General features: G+C 61.1%; 13 protein-coding genes. 8 read left to right on the plus strand and 5 right to left on the minus strand.

The window, feature by feature from the left end:
- The first annotated feature begins 162 nt into the window (after positions 1-162).
- Positions 163-5,679, plus strand: coding sequence for a trifunctional serine/threonine-protein kinase/ATP-binding protein/sensor histidine kinase (locus L0U83_RS33150; RefSeq protein ID WP_233888392.1), 5,517 nt, complete (start codon positions 163-165; stop codon positions 5,677-5,679).
- Positions 5,680-5,889: 210 nt separating this feature from the next.
- Positions 5,890-7,407 carry a CoA-acylating methylmalonate-semialdehyde dehydrogenase gene (locus tag L0U83_RS33155; RefSeq protein ID WP_233888393.1) on the plus strand — a complete coding sequence of 506 codons (1,518 nt, stop codon included), beginning with the start codon at positions 5,890-5,892 and terminating at the stop codon, positions 7,405-7,407.
- A gap of 89 nt (positions 7,408-7,496) precedes the next feature.
- Here L0U83_RS33155 and L0U83_RS33160 read toward each other — a convergent pair whose 3' ends face one another.
- The 4 genes from L0U83_RS33160 to L0U83_RS33175 form a co-directional block, all read right to left on the minus strand.
- Positions 7,497-7,886: a nuclear transport factor 2 family protein gene (locus tag L0U83_RS33160; RefSeq protein ID WP_233888394.1), complete on the minus strand. Its 390-nt coding sequence runs from the start codon at positions 7,884-7,886 to the stop codon at positions 7,497-7,499.
- A 49-nt stretch (positions 7,887-7,935) separates the two neighbouring features.
- Positions 7,936-8,934 (minus strand): LLM class oxidoreductase, encoded by a 999-nt coding sequence (locus L0U83_RS33165; RefSeq protein WP_373321160.1) that lies wholly within the window; start codon positions 8,932-8,934, stop codon positions 7,936-7,938.
- Between the two features lie 114 nt (positions 8,935-9,048).
- Positions 9,049-9,948, minus strand: coding sequence for a LysR family transcriptional regulator (locus tag L0U83_RS33170; protein ID WP_233888396.1), 900 nt, complete (start codon positions 9,946-9,948; stop codon positions 9,049-9,051).
- A gap of 93 nt (positions 9,949-10,041) precedes the next feature.
- Positions 10,042-10,962 carry a LysR family transcriptional regulator gene (locus L0U83_RS33175; protein ID WP_233888397.1) on the minus strand — a complete coding sequence of 307 codons (921 nt, stop codon included), beginning with the start codon at positions 10,960-10,962 and terminating at the stop codon, positions 10,042-10,044.
- Between the two features lie 142 nt (positions 10,963-11,104).
- Here L0U83_RS33175 and L0U83_RS33180 point away from each other — a divergent pair, with 142 nt between their 5' ends.
- From L0U83_RS33180 to L0U83_RS33205, 6 genes are all read left to right on the plus strand, one after another.
- Entirely contained in the window at positions 11,105-12,334 is a 1,230-nt protein-coding gene (locus L0U83_RS33180; RefSeq protein WP_233888398.1) for an MFS transporter, read from the plus strand.
- A gap of 76 nt (positions 12,335-12,410) precedes the next feature.
- The gene (locus tag L0U83_RS33185) at positions 12,411-13,400 is read left to right on the plus strand and encodes an efflux RND transporter permease subunit (RefSeq protein ID WP_308445094.1); all 990 of its coding nucleotides are present in this window, start codon (positions 12,411-12,413) and stop codon (positions 13,398-13,400) included.
- A 183-nt stretch (positions 13,401-13,583) separates the two neighbouring features.
- Positions 13,584-13,772, plus strand: coding sequence for a copper chaperone (locus tag L0U83_RS33190; protein ID WP_267939631.1), 189 nt, complete (start codon positions 13,584-13,586; stop codon positions 13,770-13,772).
- 284 nt (positions 13,773-14,056) lie between these two features.
- A complete protein-coding gene (gene ilvB / locus L0U83_RS33195; RefSeq protein WP_233888400.1) occupies positions 14,057-15,922 on the plus strand; it encodes a biosynthetic-type acetolactate synthase large subunit in 1,866 nt (621 codons plus the stop codon).
- Between the two features lie 187 nt (positions 15,923-16,109).
- A complete protein-coding gene (locus L0U83_RS33200; RefSeq protein ID WP_233888401.1) occupies positions 16,110-16,751 on the plus strand; it encodes a DsbA family protein in 642 nt (213 codons plus the stop codon).
- A gap of 102 nt (positions 16,752-16,853) precedes the next feature.
- Entirely contained in the window at positions 16,854-17,216 is a 363-nt protein-coding gene (locus L0U83_RS33205; protein WP_233888402.1) for a nuclear transport factor 2 family protein, read from the plus strand.
- 66 nt (positions 17,217-17,282) lie between these two features.
- On the opposite strand, the gene L0U83_RS33210 is transcribed toward L0U83_RS33205, so the two are convergent.
- A complete protein-coding gene (locus tag L0U83_RS33210) occupies positions 17,283-17,990 on the minus strand; it encodes an SDR family NAD(P)-dependent oxidoreductase (protein WP_233888403.1) in 708 nt (235 codons plus the stop codon).
- Positions 17,991-18,015: the final 25 nt, after the last annotated feature.

The raw sequence follows: 18,015 nt of genomic DNA on the forward strand, positions 1-18,015 counted from the left end.
GAACCCGAGGTTCCTTTACGTCGATGCACTGCAGCCTCAGTGCACGACACCATCATTGTTCAGGACAATCGATTAGTTTGCGGCGCTGGCAATGGCGCAAAGACACTCACGCGTGCAAAATCATTTGCGGATGGAAATCGCATCATGACAGGAGCGTGCGTCGTGGATCTCGCTGGATACGAGCTGGAACCGCTGCGCGACGACGGCGATTATTCACTCTATCGCGCGCGCAAACGCAGTGATCCCGTCACGGTGCTCGCGCGAGTCGCCACGCGCGCCGACTCCGTGGGCCTGAAGCGCCTCGAGCGGGAGTACGGACTCGCCGCGTTGCTTGATTCCAGTTGGGCGGCACGACCTCTTGCGTTCTACCGGCATAGAGAGCCACCCATGCTCGTGCTCGACGACGACGGCGGCGAGCCACTCGATCGCTCGCTTGGTGGCCCATTCGAACTCGCACGCCTGTTGCGCATTGCGGTCAATCTGGCGAAGGTGGTCGGCCATGTGCATCGATGCGGGCTCGTTCATAAAGACATCAAGCCAGCGAATGTGCTCGTCGACGGCAGCGGCAACGTGCGGCTCACCGGCTTTGGTATCGCTTCGCAACTGCCGCACGAACATCAGCCGCCCGCACCGCCCGAGATCGTTGCGGGAAGCTTCGCGTATATGGCGCCGGAGCAGACCGGCCGCATGAACCGCTCGATCGACACGCGCAGCGATCTCTATTCATTCGGCGTCACGCTGTACGAGATGCTCACTGGGTCGCTGCCGTTCAAGGCAACGGACGCGATGGAGTGGATTCATTGCCATATCGCGCGCAAGCCCACGCCGCCAAGCTCGCACCGCGATGGGATTCCGCAGGCGCTCGAAGGCATTGTGCTGAAGCTGCTCGCGAAAGCTGCCGAGGACCGCTATCAAACTGCGGCGGGACTGGAGGCCGATCTTCGCTCGTGCCTCGCGGCGTGGGAAGCGCACCATCGCATCGAGCCTTTCCCGCTGGGGCAGCACGACGCGTCCGACCAGTTGCTGATTCCCGAAAAGCTGTACGGGCGCGAGGCTCCAATCGAAGCGCTGACCACAGCATTCGACCGCGTGGTGGAAAGCGGGTCGGTCGAACTGGTGCTGATCTCGGGCTATCCGGGCATCGGCAAGTCGTCGGTCGTGAACGAGTTGCACAGGGTGCTGGTCCCGCCGCGCGGTCTTTTTGCTTCCGGCAAGTTCGACCAGTACCGCCGCGGCATTCCGTATGTGCCATTCGCGCAGGCCTTCCAGACACTCGTGCGCAACCTGCTGAGCATGCGCGAGGCGGAAGTCGAGCCGTGGCGGTGCGCGCTGATGGAAGCGCTCGGGCCCAACGGTCAGCTCATTGTCAATCTGATCCCCGAGCTTGCGCTCATCATCGGCGAACAGCCGGCCGCGCCGACGCTGCCGCCTCAAGACGCGCAAAATCGATTCCAGATCGTATTTAGAAGGTTTCTCGGCGTATTCGCGCGGCCCGAGCATCCGCTCGCACTGTTTATCGACGATCTGCAATGGGTGGATACGGCAACGCTCGATCTGCTCGCGCATCTCGCCACGCATCCGGAGGTGAAACATGTTCTGCTGGTGGGCGCGTATCGCGACAATGAGGTCGACGTTGCTCACCCGTTTGCGCGCACACTCGAGTCGATTGCCCGCGCCGAAGGCAAAGTGCAGCATATCGAGCTTGCGCCCCTCACACGAGACAGCGTGGCGCAACTCGTGGCGGAATCGCTTCACTGTGACTGCGCGAGCGCCGCACCGCTGGCTCAACTCGTGCATGAAAAAAGCGGTGGCAATCCATTCTTCACGATCCAGTTTCTCACTGCGCTCGCCGATGAAGGCCTGCTCACATTCGACCCGCGAGCCGCGAAATGGGGCTGGGAACTGCCTCGCATCCGCGCGAAGGGCTACACCGAAAACGTCGCCGATTTGATGGCGGCGAAATTGAGCCGGTTGCCGAGCGCGGCGCGTGACGCACTTGGCCAGCTGGCGTGCCTCGGTAACGTCGCCGAAGTCGCTGCGCTGACCTGGGTTCAGGGCAGCTCAGAAGAGCGGATGCACGCGGACCTGTGGGAAGCCGTGCGAACAGGGCTCGTCTTTCGCGAAGCCGATGCCTATGAATTCGCGCACGATCGCGTGCAGGAGGCCGCCTATGCGCTCATTCCTGACAACGAGCGCGCCGCGGCGCATCTGCGTATCGGCCGGGTGCTCGTGTCGCGCACGCCGCCCGACGCGCTCGAAGATGCGATTTTCGACATCGTCAACCATCTCAATCGCGGCGCGGCGCTGATCGCCCAGGAAGGGGAGCGTGAGCAGGCTGTCGCGTTGAACTTTATAGCGGGCAAGCGCGCCATGCGTTCGACGGCGTACGTGGCCGCGCGCGGCTATCTGGCGCAGGGCGTGGCGCTGCTGTCGCCGGATGCGTGGATGCAGCGCTACGAGAGCACGTTCGAGCTTTATCTCGCGTTCTCCGAATGCGAATATCTGGTGGGCGATTTTGCAAAAGCGGATGCGTTGGCGGACATGATGCTCGCCGCGGCGCACTCGATTCTTGACCGCGCAAAGGTGTACAGCCTGCGCATCGAGTTGTATCAGCTTGCGGGGAGATACGACGAAAGCTTCGCGGTCGCGCTTGTTGCCCTTCGCGGCTTCGATATCCACTTTCCTGAAAGCGACGAAGACATCCAGGCGGCGTTCCATATCGCTTTGCAGGACGTTCGCGTCAATCAGGCGCGGCGGTCGATCGGGGAGCTTGTTGAAGCGCCCGAGGCGACGGACCCCGCAATTCACGCCATCGTCAATCTTCTCCTTCAGGCGATGAACTGCGCCTTTGCCGCGCGACCCGCGTTTTATCCGCTCATCACGCTCAAGGCGGTCAATCTCTCCTTGCAATACGGCAATACCGATAACTCCAGTTTTGCGTTCGGCAATTACGCGCTCATGCTGGTTTCATTGATCGGCGATATTCCCACGGCGGTTGAGGTTTCGGAGATGTCGCTGAAGCTGAACGAGCGATTCGGCAATCGGCATCTGAATGGAAAACTGCTTCACCTGTATGGCGCGCACGTCAATTTCTGGCGCCGCCATATCGCCGCGAATCTCCCGGTGCTGGAACGGGCGACTGCGGAGTGCATGGAAGTGGGCGACCTGGTGTTTGCGGGCAACGTCGCGTTCAATGCCGTCTGGCAGTCGCTGGAAAGCGGGGCTGCGCTCGAAGATGTGCAGGCGACAGCCGAAAAGTACGCGGCGCTCATGCGGCAGAGCCACAACGATGCGGTCTACGAATTGATTCGGGTTGAACGGCAGTGCGTGATCAGTTTGCGGGGCAAGACGGCCAGGCTGTTCGATCTGAATGATGAGACATTCGACGAAGCCGCCAGTTTCGAGGCGATCGTCAAGTCGAATTTCGGTTGTGCCATTGGCGTCTATCGAATCGTCAAAGTCATTCTCGCGTATCTCGACGGACGCTACGTCGAAGCACTGGAGGCCGCGCAGCGGGCACAGGCGGTTCTGAGTTCGGTGATGGCGCTGGCGATCGAACCGACCTTTCACTTTTTTCATATGCTCACCTTGACGGCGCTTTATCCCGAGTCTTCTCCAGAGCAGCAGAAAATCTATGAAAGCCTGCTTGCCGGGGCACTCGGGAAGTTCGAAATGTGGGCCGGACATTGTCCGGAGAACTATCGGAATCGCTTTGCGTTGCTCAGCGCGGAACTCGCGCGTCTGGAGGGCCGCGATCTCGACGCCATGCGCCTGTACGAAGAGGCTATTCGCTCCGCTCGCGAGAACGGCTTTTCGCATCTTGAAGGCATTGCTAGCGAACTCGCCGGCCGTTTCTGTTTGCGCATTGGCCTCGCGACGAGCGCCGAAGCCCATTTGCGCAATGCGCGCCGGTGCTTCGACGCGTGGGGCGCGCAAAGCAAGATCATCCAGCTCGACGGCGAATTTCCGCGCCTCGCCGATCTGGAGGGGAACGCGCTGACATCGACGCTCAGCTTCGATTGGCGCCAGTTCGACGCCGCCACGCTGCTCAAGGCGTCTCACGCGCTCTCCAGCGAGATCGAACTGACGAGCCTCGTCGAACGCCTGATGACGATCGCACTGGAGACCGCAGGGGCCGATCGTGGGCTGCTGATCGTGCCTGAGCAGCCGGACGGCTACCGCATAGAGGCGCAGGCGCGTATCAACGGCAACGGCAACGGAATCGAAGTGCAGCGCGTGCCGGATACCGGCGCCGCCACGCCGGCCGCGCTGCTGCGTTACGTCATGCACACGGGCAAGCGCGTCATCATCGACGATGCGCTGGCATCCAGTCTCTTTCCTGAAGATGCGTATCTCGCGAGCGGCGCAACGCGCTCCGTATTCTGCCTGCCGCTCGTCAGGCAGGGAAAACTCGGCGGGCTGCTGTATCTGGAGAACACTGAGACGTCGCACGTCTTCACCGCGCGCCGCTCCGCACTGCTCGACTTGCTCGCGTCGCAGGCCGCGATTTCTCTGGAGAATACGCGTCTCTATGCCGATCTTCAGGAGCGCGAAGCAAAGGTCAGGCGCCTTGTTGACTCCAATATCATCGGCATCCACATCTGGGATTTCGAAGGGAAGGTCATCGAAGCCAACGATGCCTTTCTGCGCATTGTGGGTTACACCGCGGAAGATCTCCGCTCCGGGCAGATTCGTTGGCCCGATCTCACTCCGCCTCAATGGCATGAGCGCGACGAACGCGTGAGGGCCGAATTGAAAGCCACGGGAAGCGCCAAGCCCTTCGAGAAGGAATATTTTCGCAAGGATGGCAGCCGTGTGCCCGTCATGGTTGGCGCGGCGGCGTTTGGCGACCGCGAAGGGCAGGTCGTCGCTTTCATACTTGACCTGACTGACCAGAAGCGCGCGCAACAGGATGTGCGCGACAGCGAACGACGCTACCGCGAACTTCAGAACGTGCTTGCGCATTCGAACCGCGTGGCGACGATGGGCCAGCTATCGGCGTCCATCGCGCATGAAGTGAAGCAGCCGATCACTGCAATCGCGGCTTACGCGAGTGCTGCTCTGCGCTGGCTCGCGGCCCGTCCGCCGAATTTCGACGAAGCGCGTCTCGCGCTCACCCGGATCGTTGCGGACAGCGAGCGCGCCAACGGCATTGTCGACAGGACCCGCGCCTACTTCAAGAAAGAACCGCTGCGCACGGACGGACTCGATGTCAACGACATGATTCGGGAACTGATCGCGCTCATGCGGGGCGAAGCCAGCAAGTTCGGGGTCGAACTCACGGTGGAACTCGCAGAGGGATTGCCACGCGTTCAGGGAGCCCGGGTGCAATTGCAGCAGGTAATGCTCAATCTGATGATCAACGCCATCGAGGCGATGAGCGAAATGAAAGCCGGCGAGCGAATGCTTCTGATCCGGACCGGAAGGACCGGTGAAAACGAACTTTGCATTACCGTGCAGGATTCCGGGCCGGGCCTTGCTGCCGGCAATCTGGAGGGCGTTTTCGAGGCGTTTTTCACGACCAAACCCGAAGGCCTCGGAATGGGGCTGCCTATCTGCCGCTCGATCGTGCAGAGCCACGGAGGGCGGCTATGGGTGACGCCGAATATTCCCGCTGGCGTCGGTTTTCATTTCACGCTTCCCGCACAAGGAAGCGCTTCGCCGCCGGTCGAATCGTGATGGCCGGAAACGAGCCGGGAATGTCCCCAAACCGTCGCAGCTAGCGCTTCGGACGAGAGCCGTAAAACGTAGACTGTTTTCGTCGGCGGTCAATGACGGCCGGTGCTGGCGGGGAGTCATGGAGATGCCCGGCCACCTGACTTGATGCGCGCTACCATGCGGACCTTTCATCGTTCCCGGGCAGCGCCCAGACCCCTAAAGGAAGGACGTATGAGCGAAGCAAACCCGGGCGCGGTGCGCCAACTGAATCATTTCATCGACGGTCAAAGTACCGCCGGCGTGAGCGGGCGATTCAACGACGTATACGATCCGGCGCAGGGCCGGATTTCGGCGCGCGTGCCGGTTGCGAACACCGCCGAGGTTGCCGCCGCCGTCGCGGCCGCGAAAACCGCGTTCGCGGCCTGGAGCGAAACCCCGCCGCTCAAGCGGGCGCGTTTGATGTTCAAGTTCAAGGAACTGCTGGAGGCGCATCTGGACGAAGTCGCCGAACTCATTACGCGCGACCACGGAAAGTTGCTTTCGGACGCCAGGGGCGAGGTGATGCGCGGTATCGAAATCGTCGAATTTGCATGCGGTATTCCGAATCTGCTCAAGACCGATTTCACCGATCAAAGCAGCAGCGGCGTCGACAGCTGGAATATGCGTCAGCCCGTGGGCGTGATCGCGGGCGTCACACCATTCAATTTCCCGGTGGTGGTGCCATGCTGGATGTTCGTCATGGCCGCCGCGACCGGCAACACGTTCATCCTCAAGCCTTCGGAGCGCACGCCGTCGTCATCGATACGGTTGGCGGAGCTTTTCATGGAGGCGGGCTTTCCCAAAGGTGTTTTCAACGTGGTGAACGGCGACAAGGGCACGGTCGATGCGCTGATCCAGCATCCCGACGTGGCCGCGATGTCGGTCGTTGCTTCCACGCCGGTAGCCGAATATATCTACGCAGAGGGCGCCAAACGCGGCAAGCGTGTGCAGGCGCTAGGCAGTGCGAAGAATCATCTGGTTGTCATGCCCGACGCGAATCTCGATCAAGCCGTTGATGCGCTGATCAATTCGGCCTATGGCTCGGCCGGCGAGCGCTGCATGGCGACTTCGGTCGCGGTGGCGGTGGGGAGCGTGGCCGACGAGTTGATCGAGCGTCTCGCGCCGCGCGTGCGGGCACTGCGCATCGGTGCGGGCATGGAGCCCGATCTGGACATGGGGCCGCTCATCAGCGCCGCGCATCGCACCAAGGTGGTGGGCTATATCGACGCCGGTGTCGAAGCCGGTGCGAAGCTCGTTGTCGATGGGCGCGGCCATACCGTGTCTGGCCACGAAGAGGGCTTTTTCCTCGGCGGTTCGCTCTTCGACGACGTGAAGCCCGAGATGAAAATCTATCGGGAAGAGATTTTCGGACCGGTGCTTTCAGTGGTGCGCGTGCCGGATCTCGCCAGTGCAATTGCACTCGTCAATGCACACGAATTCGGAAATTGCGTCACCCTGTTCACGGCCGATGGCGCTGCGGCACGCACGTTTACCCGGCAGATTCAAATCGGCATGGTGGGCATCAACGTGCCGAGTCCGGTGCCTTCGGCGTGGCATTCGTTCGGCGGCTGGAAGCGCTCGCTGTTTGGCGATCATCATACCTATGGCGAGGAAGCCGTACGCTTTTACACGCGCTACAAGAGCGTGACTCAGCGTTGGCCCGACAGCATCGACAAGGGCGCAGAATTCGCAATGCACGCGGCCAAATAAGCGACGCGCGGCGTGACTACGCCGCGCGCTCAACGATAGCCGGCGCGGGCATGGCCGGCTATCACTCTTTTTTCAGCCTGGGTCATGGGCTAATTGGGCGTGATCTTCTGAACCCATTGGCTGCGCCAGTCTGGCGCTTCGAAGGAGTCCGTAAAGTACTGGGTCTCGTGAATGACCTTGCCGTCACGGAATTCCATAATGCTGACGGTGAACGCGGATCGCCCCTGATAAGCGATGGTGTACTCAGTCACCCAAAGATTGCCATCGCCCTGCATTCGACTGACCTTGAAACCGGACGGCTTGCCGGGATGATGTCCGCGAAGCGCCTGTAAATTCCGCCGCCCGAGAATGCGTTCACCCGATTGGGGATAGTCGCAGATGGCGTCGTCCGTGTAGATGTCGTGCTCGGCTTCGAGATTGCCAGCCGCCGAGGCTTGCCAGTGCGCGTTTAGCGCTTCACGTATATTCGCTTCTTGCATGAAAAACCTCCGGGATACGTGACATCGCGCAGCGTCGGCGACGTCGGCTTCAAAAATACGGCAGCACTTCGCTGTGCAATTCGTCCAGGACGTCGCCATACGGGCGCGGCGTGACTTTCGGATTCAGCGCGACGTGGCTCACGCCCGCTTCGCGCGCCTGCTCGAGGAAATACCTGAGCGAGCGGCTGCCGATCGCAAATCCACCCTTGATTGCTCGGAACGGGTAGTCGGGCCTCGGATGCAGATAGAGGTAGCCGCCAAAAGCGATTGGCTTGAAAGTCTCGCTGCCCATCGACCGGACAACCTGGTCTTTCCAGCTGCGCACGAATACTTCGAGCGCGGCGGGGTCAGGCACGAAGCCAAGGTAACCGTCCATGTGCGACGCAATCCATTCGAGGCTCTGCTGCGCCCGGCCAACGGCAATGGCTGGGGTGCGTCCGTAAGGCGGCTTGGGCAGCATGTCGAGCGTGCCGCCCGATTGGCCGAAGCGGGGCGACGAGAACACCGGAAAGGGCTGCTCGCTCACGGTGCGGTAGGTCTGAAACGCGTCGCGAAACCGCTCGCCTCGCGTATCGAAGTCGATGCCGAAGACGGGATACTCGGAAGGTCGATCTCCCGAGGACATCCCGAGCAGGAGCCTTCCATTCGTCAACTGGTCGAGCGAATTCACCTGCTTGGCCAGCAAAAGCGGCTCGCGCATCGGCAAGACGATACCTGTCGTGCCAAGCGCGATGGCTTTCGTCACTGCCGCGAGGCTGGCGATATACACGAGAGGTTCAAAGATCTGGCCGGCATCGCCATATGCAGGGTCGTAGAACGGAATGTCGCGCATCCACAGCGCGGCTACGCCCATCGCCTCGGCGCGCTGCGCCATCGCGACATGATCGCGCATGGTCGGAATGGGCGAGTCGGGATGCGTTTCGAGCGGCAGAATCAGTCCGACCGAGAGCGCGTCCTCGCGAAACACGCGGCGCCACGCGGGCTGACTCGAATGCGCATGCTCGATGGGTGCGGAAGCCTTTATTGCAGTGATTGCTGACATATCCATTGCGTTTCGCCCTGCGTTTTTCCTGTTCCGACCCAAGGGTACGCACGAACGACGCTGGCAAAAACCACCTGCGATGAATAACAGTTGATACTCGCGCTCAATAACGCGGGGAATTCAAACGGCGGACATGCGCGCCTTGAGGCGCGGCGACATAAAGTCGAGAAACACGCGCAGTTTGAGCGGCAGGGGCGTTTGGCCGGCATGGACGAGATGGATCGGCATGGGCGCCAGCTCGAAGGTTTCCAGAACGAGCCGTAACCGTCCTTCCGCTACGGCACTCGCAACCTGATAAGACAGCACCCGCGTCAAACCGGTCCCGAGCGTCGCGGCATCGATCGCCGATTCCGCCGTGTTCGTCACGAGCCGCGCGTGGATCGGCACGTTCTGTTCCGATTTTCCGTCGGCAAACGTCCACGCGCGCGAAGCATTGAGTCCCTCGAAACCAATGCATGCGTGATTCGCAAGCTCAGCCGGGTGATGCGGCGTGCCGCGCTCGGCCAGATAGGCGGGGCTCGCGCACACCACCGGGCGCGTTTCGCCCAGACGTATCGCCACGAGGCTGCTGTCCGGCAATTGGCCGATACGCACGGCAACGTCCACATGGTCTTCGAGAAAATTGACGTTGCGATCGGTCAGCACGAGGCGGGCGTCGATCTCCGGATAGGCCGCGAGAAATGCGGCCATGACAGGAACGACGTGCAGCCTTCCGAAGACCACGGGCGCCGTGGCCACGAGAGAGCCTTTCGGCGCCGCGTATTCGCCGGTCACGGCGCGCTCGATTTCGCCAATGTCTTCGAGAATGCGCCGGCATGACGCGACATACGACTCACCAGCCTCGGTCAGCGAAAGGTGCCGGGTGGTGCGATGGAGGAGGCGCGTCTTCAGGTGTGCTTCGAGATCGCCGACCTTGCGGCTGACTGTCGCCAGCGGCTGGCCGAGCTGCCGGGCCGCGGCTGACAAACTGCCTGCATCGACGACTGCGACCAGGATGGACATCCCTTCGAGACGATCCATGGTCTTCTCGATTACTGGAAGAGAGATTCCCGATGTTAACGGATTCTCTTGTAGCGCGAGCGCGGAGCGCCTTTACGCGGGCGGTTCAGGCGGCTACGCCGAAACGGGGTTGACGAGTTCGCCCGCTGTGCGCTCACGCAGGCGCGGCGACGCGAAGTCGAGAAAAGCGCGCAGCTTGAGCGGCAAAGGGGCTTGCCCTGCGTGCACGAGATGGATGGGCAGCGGTGCCGCCTCAAACGCGTCGAGCACGACGCGAAGCGCGTTGGCGCGTACGGCGTGGGCCACCTGGTAGGACAGCACGCGTATGAGCCCCACGCCGAGGATCGCGGCTTCGATTGCGGCATCCGCCGTATTCACGGTAAGCCGCGAATGAACCGGCACGGACTGCTCCAACTTGCCGGAGCCGAAAGCCCACGCGCGCAGGGATGCGAGGGCCTCGAAGGTAATGCACTCGTGGCCGGAGAGGTCGGCGGGCTCAGCGGGCACACCGTGCTTCGCGAGATAGGCGGGGCTTGCGCAAATGACCCGGCGGACCGTGCCGACTCGCGTCGCGACCAACGTGCTATCGGGCAACTCGCCAATGCGGACCGCGACATCCGCGTGTTCATCCATCAGATGAACCACGCGATCGGTGAGCAGGAGATTGATGTCGATCTCCGGATAGTGCGCGAGAAACTCCGCCACGACCGGCATCACGTGCAAGCGGCCAAACGCAACGGGCGCAGTGACCACCAGTTCGCCTTTGGGCGCGGCGTATTCCCCCGTTGCGGCGCGCTCGGCTTCGCCGATGTCTTCGAGAATGCGCCGGCACGCGGCCACGTATGCGCTGCCGGCTTCCGTCAATGAAAGCTTGCGCGTCGTGCGGTGAAACAGACGCGTCTTCAGGTGCGATTCCAGTTCTCCGACCTTGCGGCTGACCGTTGCGAGCGGCATGTCGAGGCGCCGCGCGGCAGCCGAGAGACTGCCCGCTTCGGCGACCGAAACGAGGATGGCCATGGCTTCGAGACGATTCATGGACCCTATCAAATAGTGGAAGGATGAATCTTGATCGTGAGGGATTCTCTTCGTAAATGCAAGCGCGTAACGTTCGACCTCAATCTGGATCGCGGCAATTCGCTGCGAAACCCGGGGAAATTCAACGAATAAGGAGGTTCTCGTGAGCGGCGCACCCAACTCACCTGCAAGTCCAGCTACACCCGCCGTCGCATCGCGCGGCAAGATCGTCATGATGGCGATCATCGCAGGAGCGGTGATTACCAACATCTATTGCACGCAGCCAATTCTGCCGTTGATTGCAGCGGGTCTGCGGGTCAACATCACCGCGGTCGATCTCGTCGCCGGAGCGGCGCTGCTCGGCTTCTCGACCGGGCTCGCGCTGCTGTTGCCGCTCGGCGACCGCTTCGACCGGCGCAAGCTCGTGCTGACCCAAATCGCGCTCGCGCTCGTTTTCGCGGCGACGTCGGCGGTTGCGCCCGGCATCTGGGCACTGATCGCGGCTTCGTTTGCGCTCGGTATCGTCAGTTGCGTTCCCCAGCAGCTCGTGCCCTTCGCGGCCGTCATGTCGTTGCCGAGCGAACGGGGGCGTAACGTCGGCACCGTCGTGAGCGGCATCATGGTCGGCATCCTGGTCGGCCGCACGATCGCCGGCGTGATCGGCGCGGCCTGGGGGTGGCGTGCGGTGTATGGCGCGGAAGCCGTGTTCATGGTGCCGGTGTTCATCGCGGCCGCTGCGCTTTTGCCGAAGGGCGTGCCCTCCACGAATCTTTCGTATGGACGCCTGCTCGCTTCGCTGTGGCCACTCGTTCGCGACAATCGTCCGATTCGTGAATCGATGATTATCCAGTCGTTGCTGTGGGCCTGTTTCAACGCCTTCTGGGTCAATCTCGCCGCGCTGCTCAAGGCCGGACCGTGGCATCTCGGCAGCGCGTGGGCGGGCGGCTTCGGCATCATCGGCGCAGCCGGTGCGTTCGCCGCATCGCTGGGCGGCAATGCCACCGACCGGGTGGGGTTCCGCAAGGTCATTGGCGCGAGTATCGGTATCGCGACACTTGCCTACCTGATTCTTTCCGGTGCGGCCACGTCGCTCACCATGCTGATCGTGGGCGTGATCGTGCTCGATATCGGCGTGCAGTCAGGTCTCGTTTCTAACCAGACTCGCGCTTTCTCGGTCGATCCGAAAGCACAAGGTCGAATCAACAGTCTCTATATGACGGCCACCTTTTTCGGCGGCGCGTTCGGTGCGACGGTCAGCGGCTGGCTCATGAGCCGCTTTGGCTGGTCGGGCATCGTGGCCTTTGGTGTCGTGCTCGGGATCGTTGCTTTCGCCATCCACTGGATCGGTGCGCCTCGCGCTGCCGCGGGCCAGGTCCCATCAAACGCAGATTGATTCAAGGAATCGCGAATCTGCTTGCTGGAATCCGCCGCGTTTCAGGTCGATGCCAGCTTCGAATACTGGAATTATCATGATTGGCATCGTGCGCGTTGCGCTGAAACGGCCATATACGTTCGTCGTTCTGGCCGTGTTTATCCTGATCGTTGGCGTTCTGTCAGCGTTTCGTACCCCTACGGATATTTTTCCTCCGATCAATATCCCCGTGATTAGCGTGGTATGGCAGTACACGGGGCTTTCGCCCGACCAGATGGAAGGTCGTGTGATGGCTCCGTACGAGCGGGTGTTGACGACCACCGTGAATGGCGTTCAACACATTGAAGGCACATCGCTTACCGGATACGGTATCGTCAAGATCTTCTTTCAGCCGGGCACCAATATCGGCACGGCGAATGCGCAGGTTACGGCCATTTCGCAGGAAATTTTGAAGCAGTTGCCGCCGTCGGCGACGCCGCCGTTCATCATCAATTACAACGCTTCGACGGTTCCGATTATTCAACTCGCGCTTTCGGGCAAAGGTCTTTCGGAACAGAATCTGGCGGACCTCGGCAAGAACCAGTTGCGCCCGATTCTCGCGACGGTGAACGGCGCTGCTATCCCGTTTCCGTTTGGCGGCAAAGACCGGCAGGTTCAAATCAACATCAAGCCGTCGGCACTCGAGGCGCGGTCGTTGTCGGCTGAGGACGTGCTCAATGCGTTGACGGCTCAGAACCTCGTGACGCCGGTCGGCACGGAAAAGATCGGTAACTACGAGTACACGCTCCAATTGAACGATGCGCCGGCGACGATCGCGGCCATTGCGAATCTGCCGGTCAAGTCCGCCAACGGCACGGTTGTGCATATGCATGACGTCGCCGATGTGACCGACGGCAGCCCGCCGCAGCCCAATATCGTTCACGTGGAAGGCAAGCGTTCAGTGCTGCTCACGGTATTCAAGAACGGCTCGGCTTCGACGTTGTCGATTATCGGCGGCATTCGCCAGAAGGTTGCCGACGCGAAGGGCTCGCTGCCCGACGCGCTTCAGATCGATGCGATTGGCGACCAGTCGATCAACGCAGCGTGATCGCGCTCCGTACGCGTTGAATTCAGTGCATATCTAAAGTTGACCGTTGCGCGTCAATTCCCTGATTTTGGTTACGCGATGTAAAGAGTGAATTGAGACCAGCCTGGTTGGCGGTGTCGAGTGTTGATCCTATAGTGATCGAGAGTGCTTATCAAAGCAGAGAGGTGAAAAGTGAAGTTCGCTATGAAAACCGAAATCCGCACGGACGAAGTGTCGACGATCGTGCATGCGATGAAGTCCGTGGACGCCGACGCGAAGGTCGACGTCGATGTTGGCGCGCAAACCGTGAGCGTCGATTCGTGGCTGATGCCCGAGGAATTTCTCGTCGCTTTCTACGACGAGGACTACGACGTGGGCATTGCCGAGTGGTAGGAATGGGGCATGTGGCCCGGATGAGACTTATCTTGGCCCATAAACATCCTTCCTGTTGACACAAATCGCTTCAATCGTTGTCAGAATCCTTAACACCCTTTCTCACGTTTTTTCCAGGCGCACGTCAAAAGAGTGCCGGGTGGACTGTGCTTCACACGGAGAACCCGCTGAAGCCGTCGTCCGCGAGCTGGTAGGGGACATACGCTGTTCTTGAGTCGGAAGGGAAATGTTCCATTGTGTTTGGCCGCTGATCGCATCAGCGCCCGTTTCCGCACGAGTCAGCCATGACCCAAAACCCAGAAATTGCTTCAAAAAGCGCCCTAAAGGCGCCGCTTCCCGGCGCACAGATGTCAGGTGCCGATATCATCTTGCGCGTACTGAGCGAGCAGGGTGTCGATACCGTATTCGGCTATAGCGGCGGCGCGATATTGCCGACCTACGACGCGGTATTTCGTTTCAACGAACTCCATGCCGACGAGCCCGAGCGGCAGATCAACCTCGTCGTACCCGCCAACGAGCAGACCGCTGGCTTCATGGCCGCCGGATATGCGCGCGCGAGCGGGAAAGTGGGCGTGTTCATGGTGACGTCAGGCCCAGGCGCGACCAACGCGGTGACGCCAATCGCCGACTGCAACGGCGACTCGGTGCCGGTGGTGCTCATCTGCGGACAGGTGCCGCGCGCCGCCATTGGCAGCGATGCTTTTCAGGAAGCGCCTGTATTCAACATCATGTCGGCGTGTGCGAAGCAGGTGTTCCTGGTGACCGATCCGGACAAGCTCGAACAAACGCTGCGCACTGCGTTCGAAGTGGCTCGCACCGGTCGTCCCGGCCCCGTTGTCGTGGACGTGCCGAAAGACATCCAGAACTGGACCGGCACCTGGCAGGGGCACGGTACGTTGGCGTTTCGCGGCTACTCGGACCGTCTTCGCAAGGTGGCGACGGGCGCACGTCTTGAAGAGAGCAAGCGCGACGAATTCTTCGATCTGCTGGCGCAGAGCAAGCGCCCGCTGCTGTATGCGGGCGGGGGTGTCATCACGGCTGGCGCCACGGCGGAATTGCGTCAGTTCGCCGAGCGCTATCGGATTCCTGTCGTGAATACGTTGATGGGGCTCGGCACGATATCCGTGAAGCACGAGTTGGGGCTCGGCATGCTGGGCATGCACGGCACGGCCTGCGCGAATTACGCGGTGGAGGATTGCGATTTTCTGATCGCCGTGGGCGCCCGATTCGACGATCGTGTCGCCGGCGGTCGCCCTCACGCATTTGCGCCGCGAGCGCGCTATGTGGCGCACATCGATATCGACGAAGCGGAGATCAACAAGGTGAAGCGCGCGCACTGGGCTCATGTGGGCGACGCGAAGGACACCTTGCTGTCGCTGATGAAACACGAAACGCACGTGCAATCGCCTTTGGCGTGGCTCGACCACATCCGGGAACTGAAGCAACGCTATGCCATGAACTACGACCGCCATAGCCCGGTCATTCAGCCGCAGTTCGTGGTGGAAAAGTTGAGTGAGATGACGGGCGGGCGAGCTATCGTCACCACCGGCGTCGGCCAGCACCAGATGTGGGTCGCGCAGTTCTTCGACTTCGTCGAGCCGCGCAGCTTTCTCACGTCGGGCAGCATGGGGACGATGGGATTCGGCTTGCCGGCGGCGATCGGCGCCCAGATGGGACGCCCGGATGCCCTCGTGATCGACATCGACGGTGACGGCAGCATGCGCATGAACATCGGCGACCTGGAAACCGCGACCACCTACGGCGTGCCGGTCAAAGTGTTGCTGCTCAACAATGTCGGTGACGGGATGATCCGGCAGTGGCAACGTCTCTTCTATGACGGGCGCCTGTGCGTGAGCGACAAGTCGCTTCATCGAAAGGATTTTGTCATGGCGGCGCGCGCGGACGGGTTCGAGTTCGCGCAGCGCGTTGAGGTCCTCGCCGAAGTCAAGGAAAAACTCAGGGCTTTCATCGACTTTGACGGTCCCGCCTTCCTCGAAGTCATGATCGATCAGGATGCCGATGTGTTTCCGATGGTCGGGCCTGGCATGAGCTATTCGGACATGATCACCGGGCCATTCATCCCGTCGAGGGATGGAGACGAGTCGGGCGGCACGCGTGCAGATCATCAATCGGCTTCGGACATGTTCTAGGCTGCTATGGCACCGATCAGTGTGATCGTAACCATCGCTTCTTCATTCCGCGATGTAACAAAAGAAGTTCTGGCTGCTGCGTTTATCGCGGCAACGCGCAAACATATAGTTGCTCTGATGGGTGGGAGCGACGCGGGGCATGGGGCACTGCGGGCCCCGCGTTGTCTCTTCATTTAAGCGAGCAAGAATGAAATTGATCTATGTTGGCGATCCGATGTGTTCGTGGTGCTATGGCTTTGGCAAGGAGCTTTCAGCGCTCGTCGCGCGCGTGCCCGATCTGAAACTGGAGATTGTGGTGGGCGGTATTCGCGCCGGCGCGACCGATGTACTCGATGCAACCGGCAAGCGCTTCCGGCTGCAGCATTGGCAGCGCGTTGAAGCGTTGAGCGGTTTGCCGTTCAACCGCGAGGCGTTTGTGGCGCGCGAGGGCTTTGTCTACGATACCGAGCCGGTATGCCGCGCCGTTGTGGCGGCGCGGCGGTTCGCTAGTGGTGAGGCATTGCTCTCGGTGTTCCGCGCGCTTCAGAATGGGTTCTATGCGCAGGGGCGCGATACGACCGATGGTCAAGTGTTGAGCGATATCGCGTCAACGTCGCTGCATGCAGCGGGCGTTCAGGTGAGCGCCGACGCGTTCTACCAGGCATGGGCGGCGGCAGAAACGAAGGAAGAGACGCAACGCGATTTCGCACGTGCGCGAGCGCTCGGCGTTGCGTCATTCCCCACGTTGCTGCTTGAAGAGCAGGGCCGGACGTACGCCGTGCATTCGGGCTATGCGAGCGTCAACGCGCTCGAGGAACGGCTCAACGAGATTGAAGGGCCGCTCGCGTGAGCGTGTCTGGTCCTGGTTGTTCGAGAGCGTGCTGCGCAAGCGATTGCGCAGCACGCTTCCCATGCCCGGACAGAGACGTGAATCAATGAGGAGTATGAAGCCATGAGCGACAGCAACGAAATCGTCGAACTCGTCCAGCGCTATTTCGACGCCACCTGGCGAGGCGATGTGGAGCAGTTGAGAACGGTGTTCGATCCACGCGCGATCGTAGCGGGGGAGGTGAATGGCCAGCCCTACTACAAGACGATCGACGAGTATCTTGCGGGTGTCGCAAACAGGAAATCGCCGGCTGAATTGGGTGAGCCGGTCGAGACGGAACTGCTGATGCTCGATGTTCAGAAAAACATCGCGACGGCGAAACTGCACGTACGCATGCTCGGTTTCAATTACTACAATTATTTTTCGATCATGCGGCAGCGCGACAAGTGGCTTGTCATTACGAAGACGCTGACGAACGTGCAGTGAATGCCTTCCGCGCGCCGCGCCTCCGACGAATCATCCAGTTCAGGGGCGCGCGCGACGCACAGGCGCTTATTGACCTGCGCTCTGGCCACCGTCCACGTGCAGGATTTCGCCGGTCACGAATGGTGCCGAATCGAGGTACAGAATCGCGTTGACGATGTCGCTCATTTCACCCATGCGACCAACTGGATGCATCGCGCCGAGCGTGGCGTGCGTTTCGGGAGCATGCATCGGCGACTTGATGACGCCGGGCGAAACCGCGTTGGCACGGATTCCCGCGCGCGCATATTCGATTGCGAGCGACTTCGTCGCCGCGTTCAGGCCACCCTTGGTAAGCGAAGCGAGAACGGACGGCACTTTGCTGTTTGCCTTGTCGGCGAGCGTGGTGGTGATGCTCACCACGTGGCCGCTGCCGTGCTTCTGCATCGCTTCGATCGCGTATTGCGTGATGTGAAAAAAGCCGTTCAGGTTCACGTTCAGGATCGCCGCGTAGTCGTCGGCAGTGTACTTCGTGAAGGGCTTCGCGATGAAAATGCCTGCGTTGTTGACGAGCGTATCGACACGGCCGAAGTGCTCGATGGCGGCGTTCACCACACGTCGAGCCGTGGCGGCGTCGCCGATGTCGCCTGCCACGGCAACATAGTCCGCTTCAACGGCCGGTGTGATGGAACGGGCCGTAGCGACCACGCGATGACCTTGCGCGCGGAAGGCCTTGACGGTTTCGGCGCCAATGCCTTGTGATGCTCCGGTAACGATGACGACCTTGGAAGTGCTCATTGTGTGTCTCGCAGTTTGGGTAAGC

It is taken from the genome of Paraburkholderia flagellata (genome assembly GCF_021390645.1).
In the GTDB taxonomy this organism is placed as follows: Bacteria; Pseudomonadota; Gammaproteobacteria; order Burkholderiales; family Burkholderiaceae; genus Paraburkholderia; species Paraburkholderia flagellata.

Excerpts from the sequence above, each read along its gene's own strand:
- L0U83_RS33155 (WP_233888393.1), top strand. The coding sequence starts at position 5,890 with ATGAGCGAAGCAAACCCGGGCGCGGTGCGCCAACTGAATCATTTCATC.
- L0U83_RS33160 (WP_233888394.1), bottom strand. The coding sequence starts at position 7,886 with ATGCAAGAAGCGAATATACGTGAAGCGCTAAACGCGCACTGGCAAGCC.
- L0U83_RS33165 (WP_373321160.1), bottom strand. The coding sequence starts at position 8,934 with ATGGATATGTCAGCAATCACTGCAATAAAGGCTTCCGCACCCATCGAG.
- L0U83_RS33170 (WP_233888396.1), bottom strand. The coding sequence starts at position 9,948 with ATGGATCGTCTCGAAGGGATGTCCATCCTGGTCGCAGTCGTCGATGCA.
- L0U83_RS33175 (WP_233888397.1), bottom strand. The coding sequence starts at position 10,962 with ATGAATCGTCTCGAAGCCATGGCCATCCTCGTTTCGGTCGCCGAAGCG.
- L0U83_RS33185 (WP_308445094.1), top strand. The coding sequence starts at position 12,411 with ATGATTGGCATCGTGCGCGTTGCGCTGAAACGGCCATATACGTTCGTC.
- L0U83_RS33190 (WP_267939631.1), top strand. The coding sequence starts at position 13,584 with ATGAAAACCGAAATCCGCACGGACGAAGTGTCGACGATCGTGCATGCG.
- ilvB (WP_233888400.1), top strand. The coding sequence starts at position 14,057 with ATGACCCAAAACCCAGAAATTGCTTCAAAAAGCGCCCTAAAGGCGCCG.
- L0U83_RS33200 (WP_233888401.1), top strand. The coding sequence starts at position 16,110 with ATGAAATTGATCTATGTTGGCGATCCGATGTGTTCGTGGTGCTATGGC.
- L0U83_RS33205 (WP_233888402.1), top strand. The coding sequence starts at position 16,854 with ATGAGCGACAGCAACGAAATCGTCGAACTCGTCCAGCGCTATTTCGAC.
- L0U83_RS33210 (WP_233888403.1), bottom strand. The coding sequence starts at position 17,990 with ATGAGCACTTCCAAGGTCGTCATCGTTACCGGAGCATCACAAGGCATT.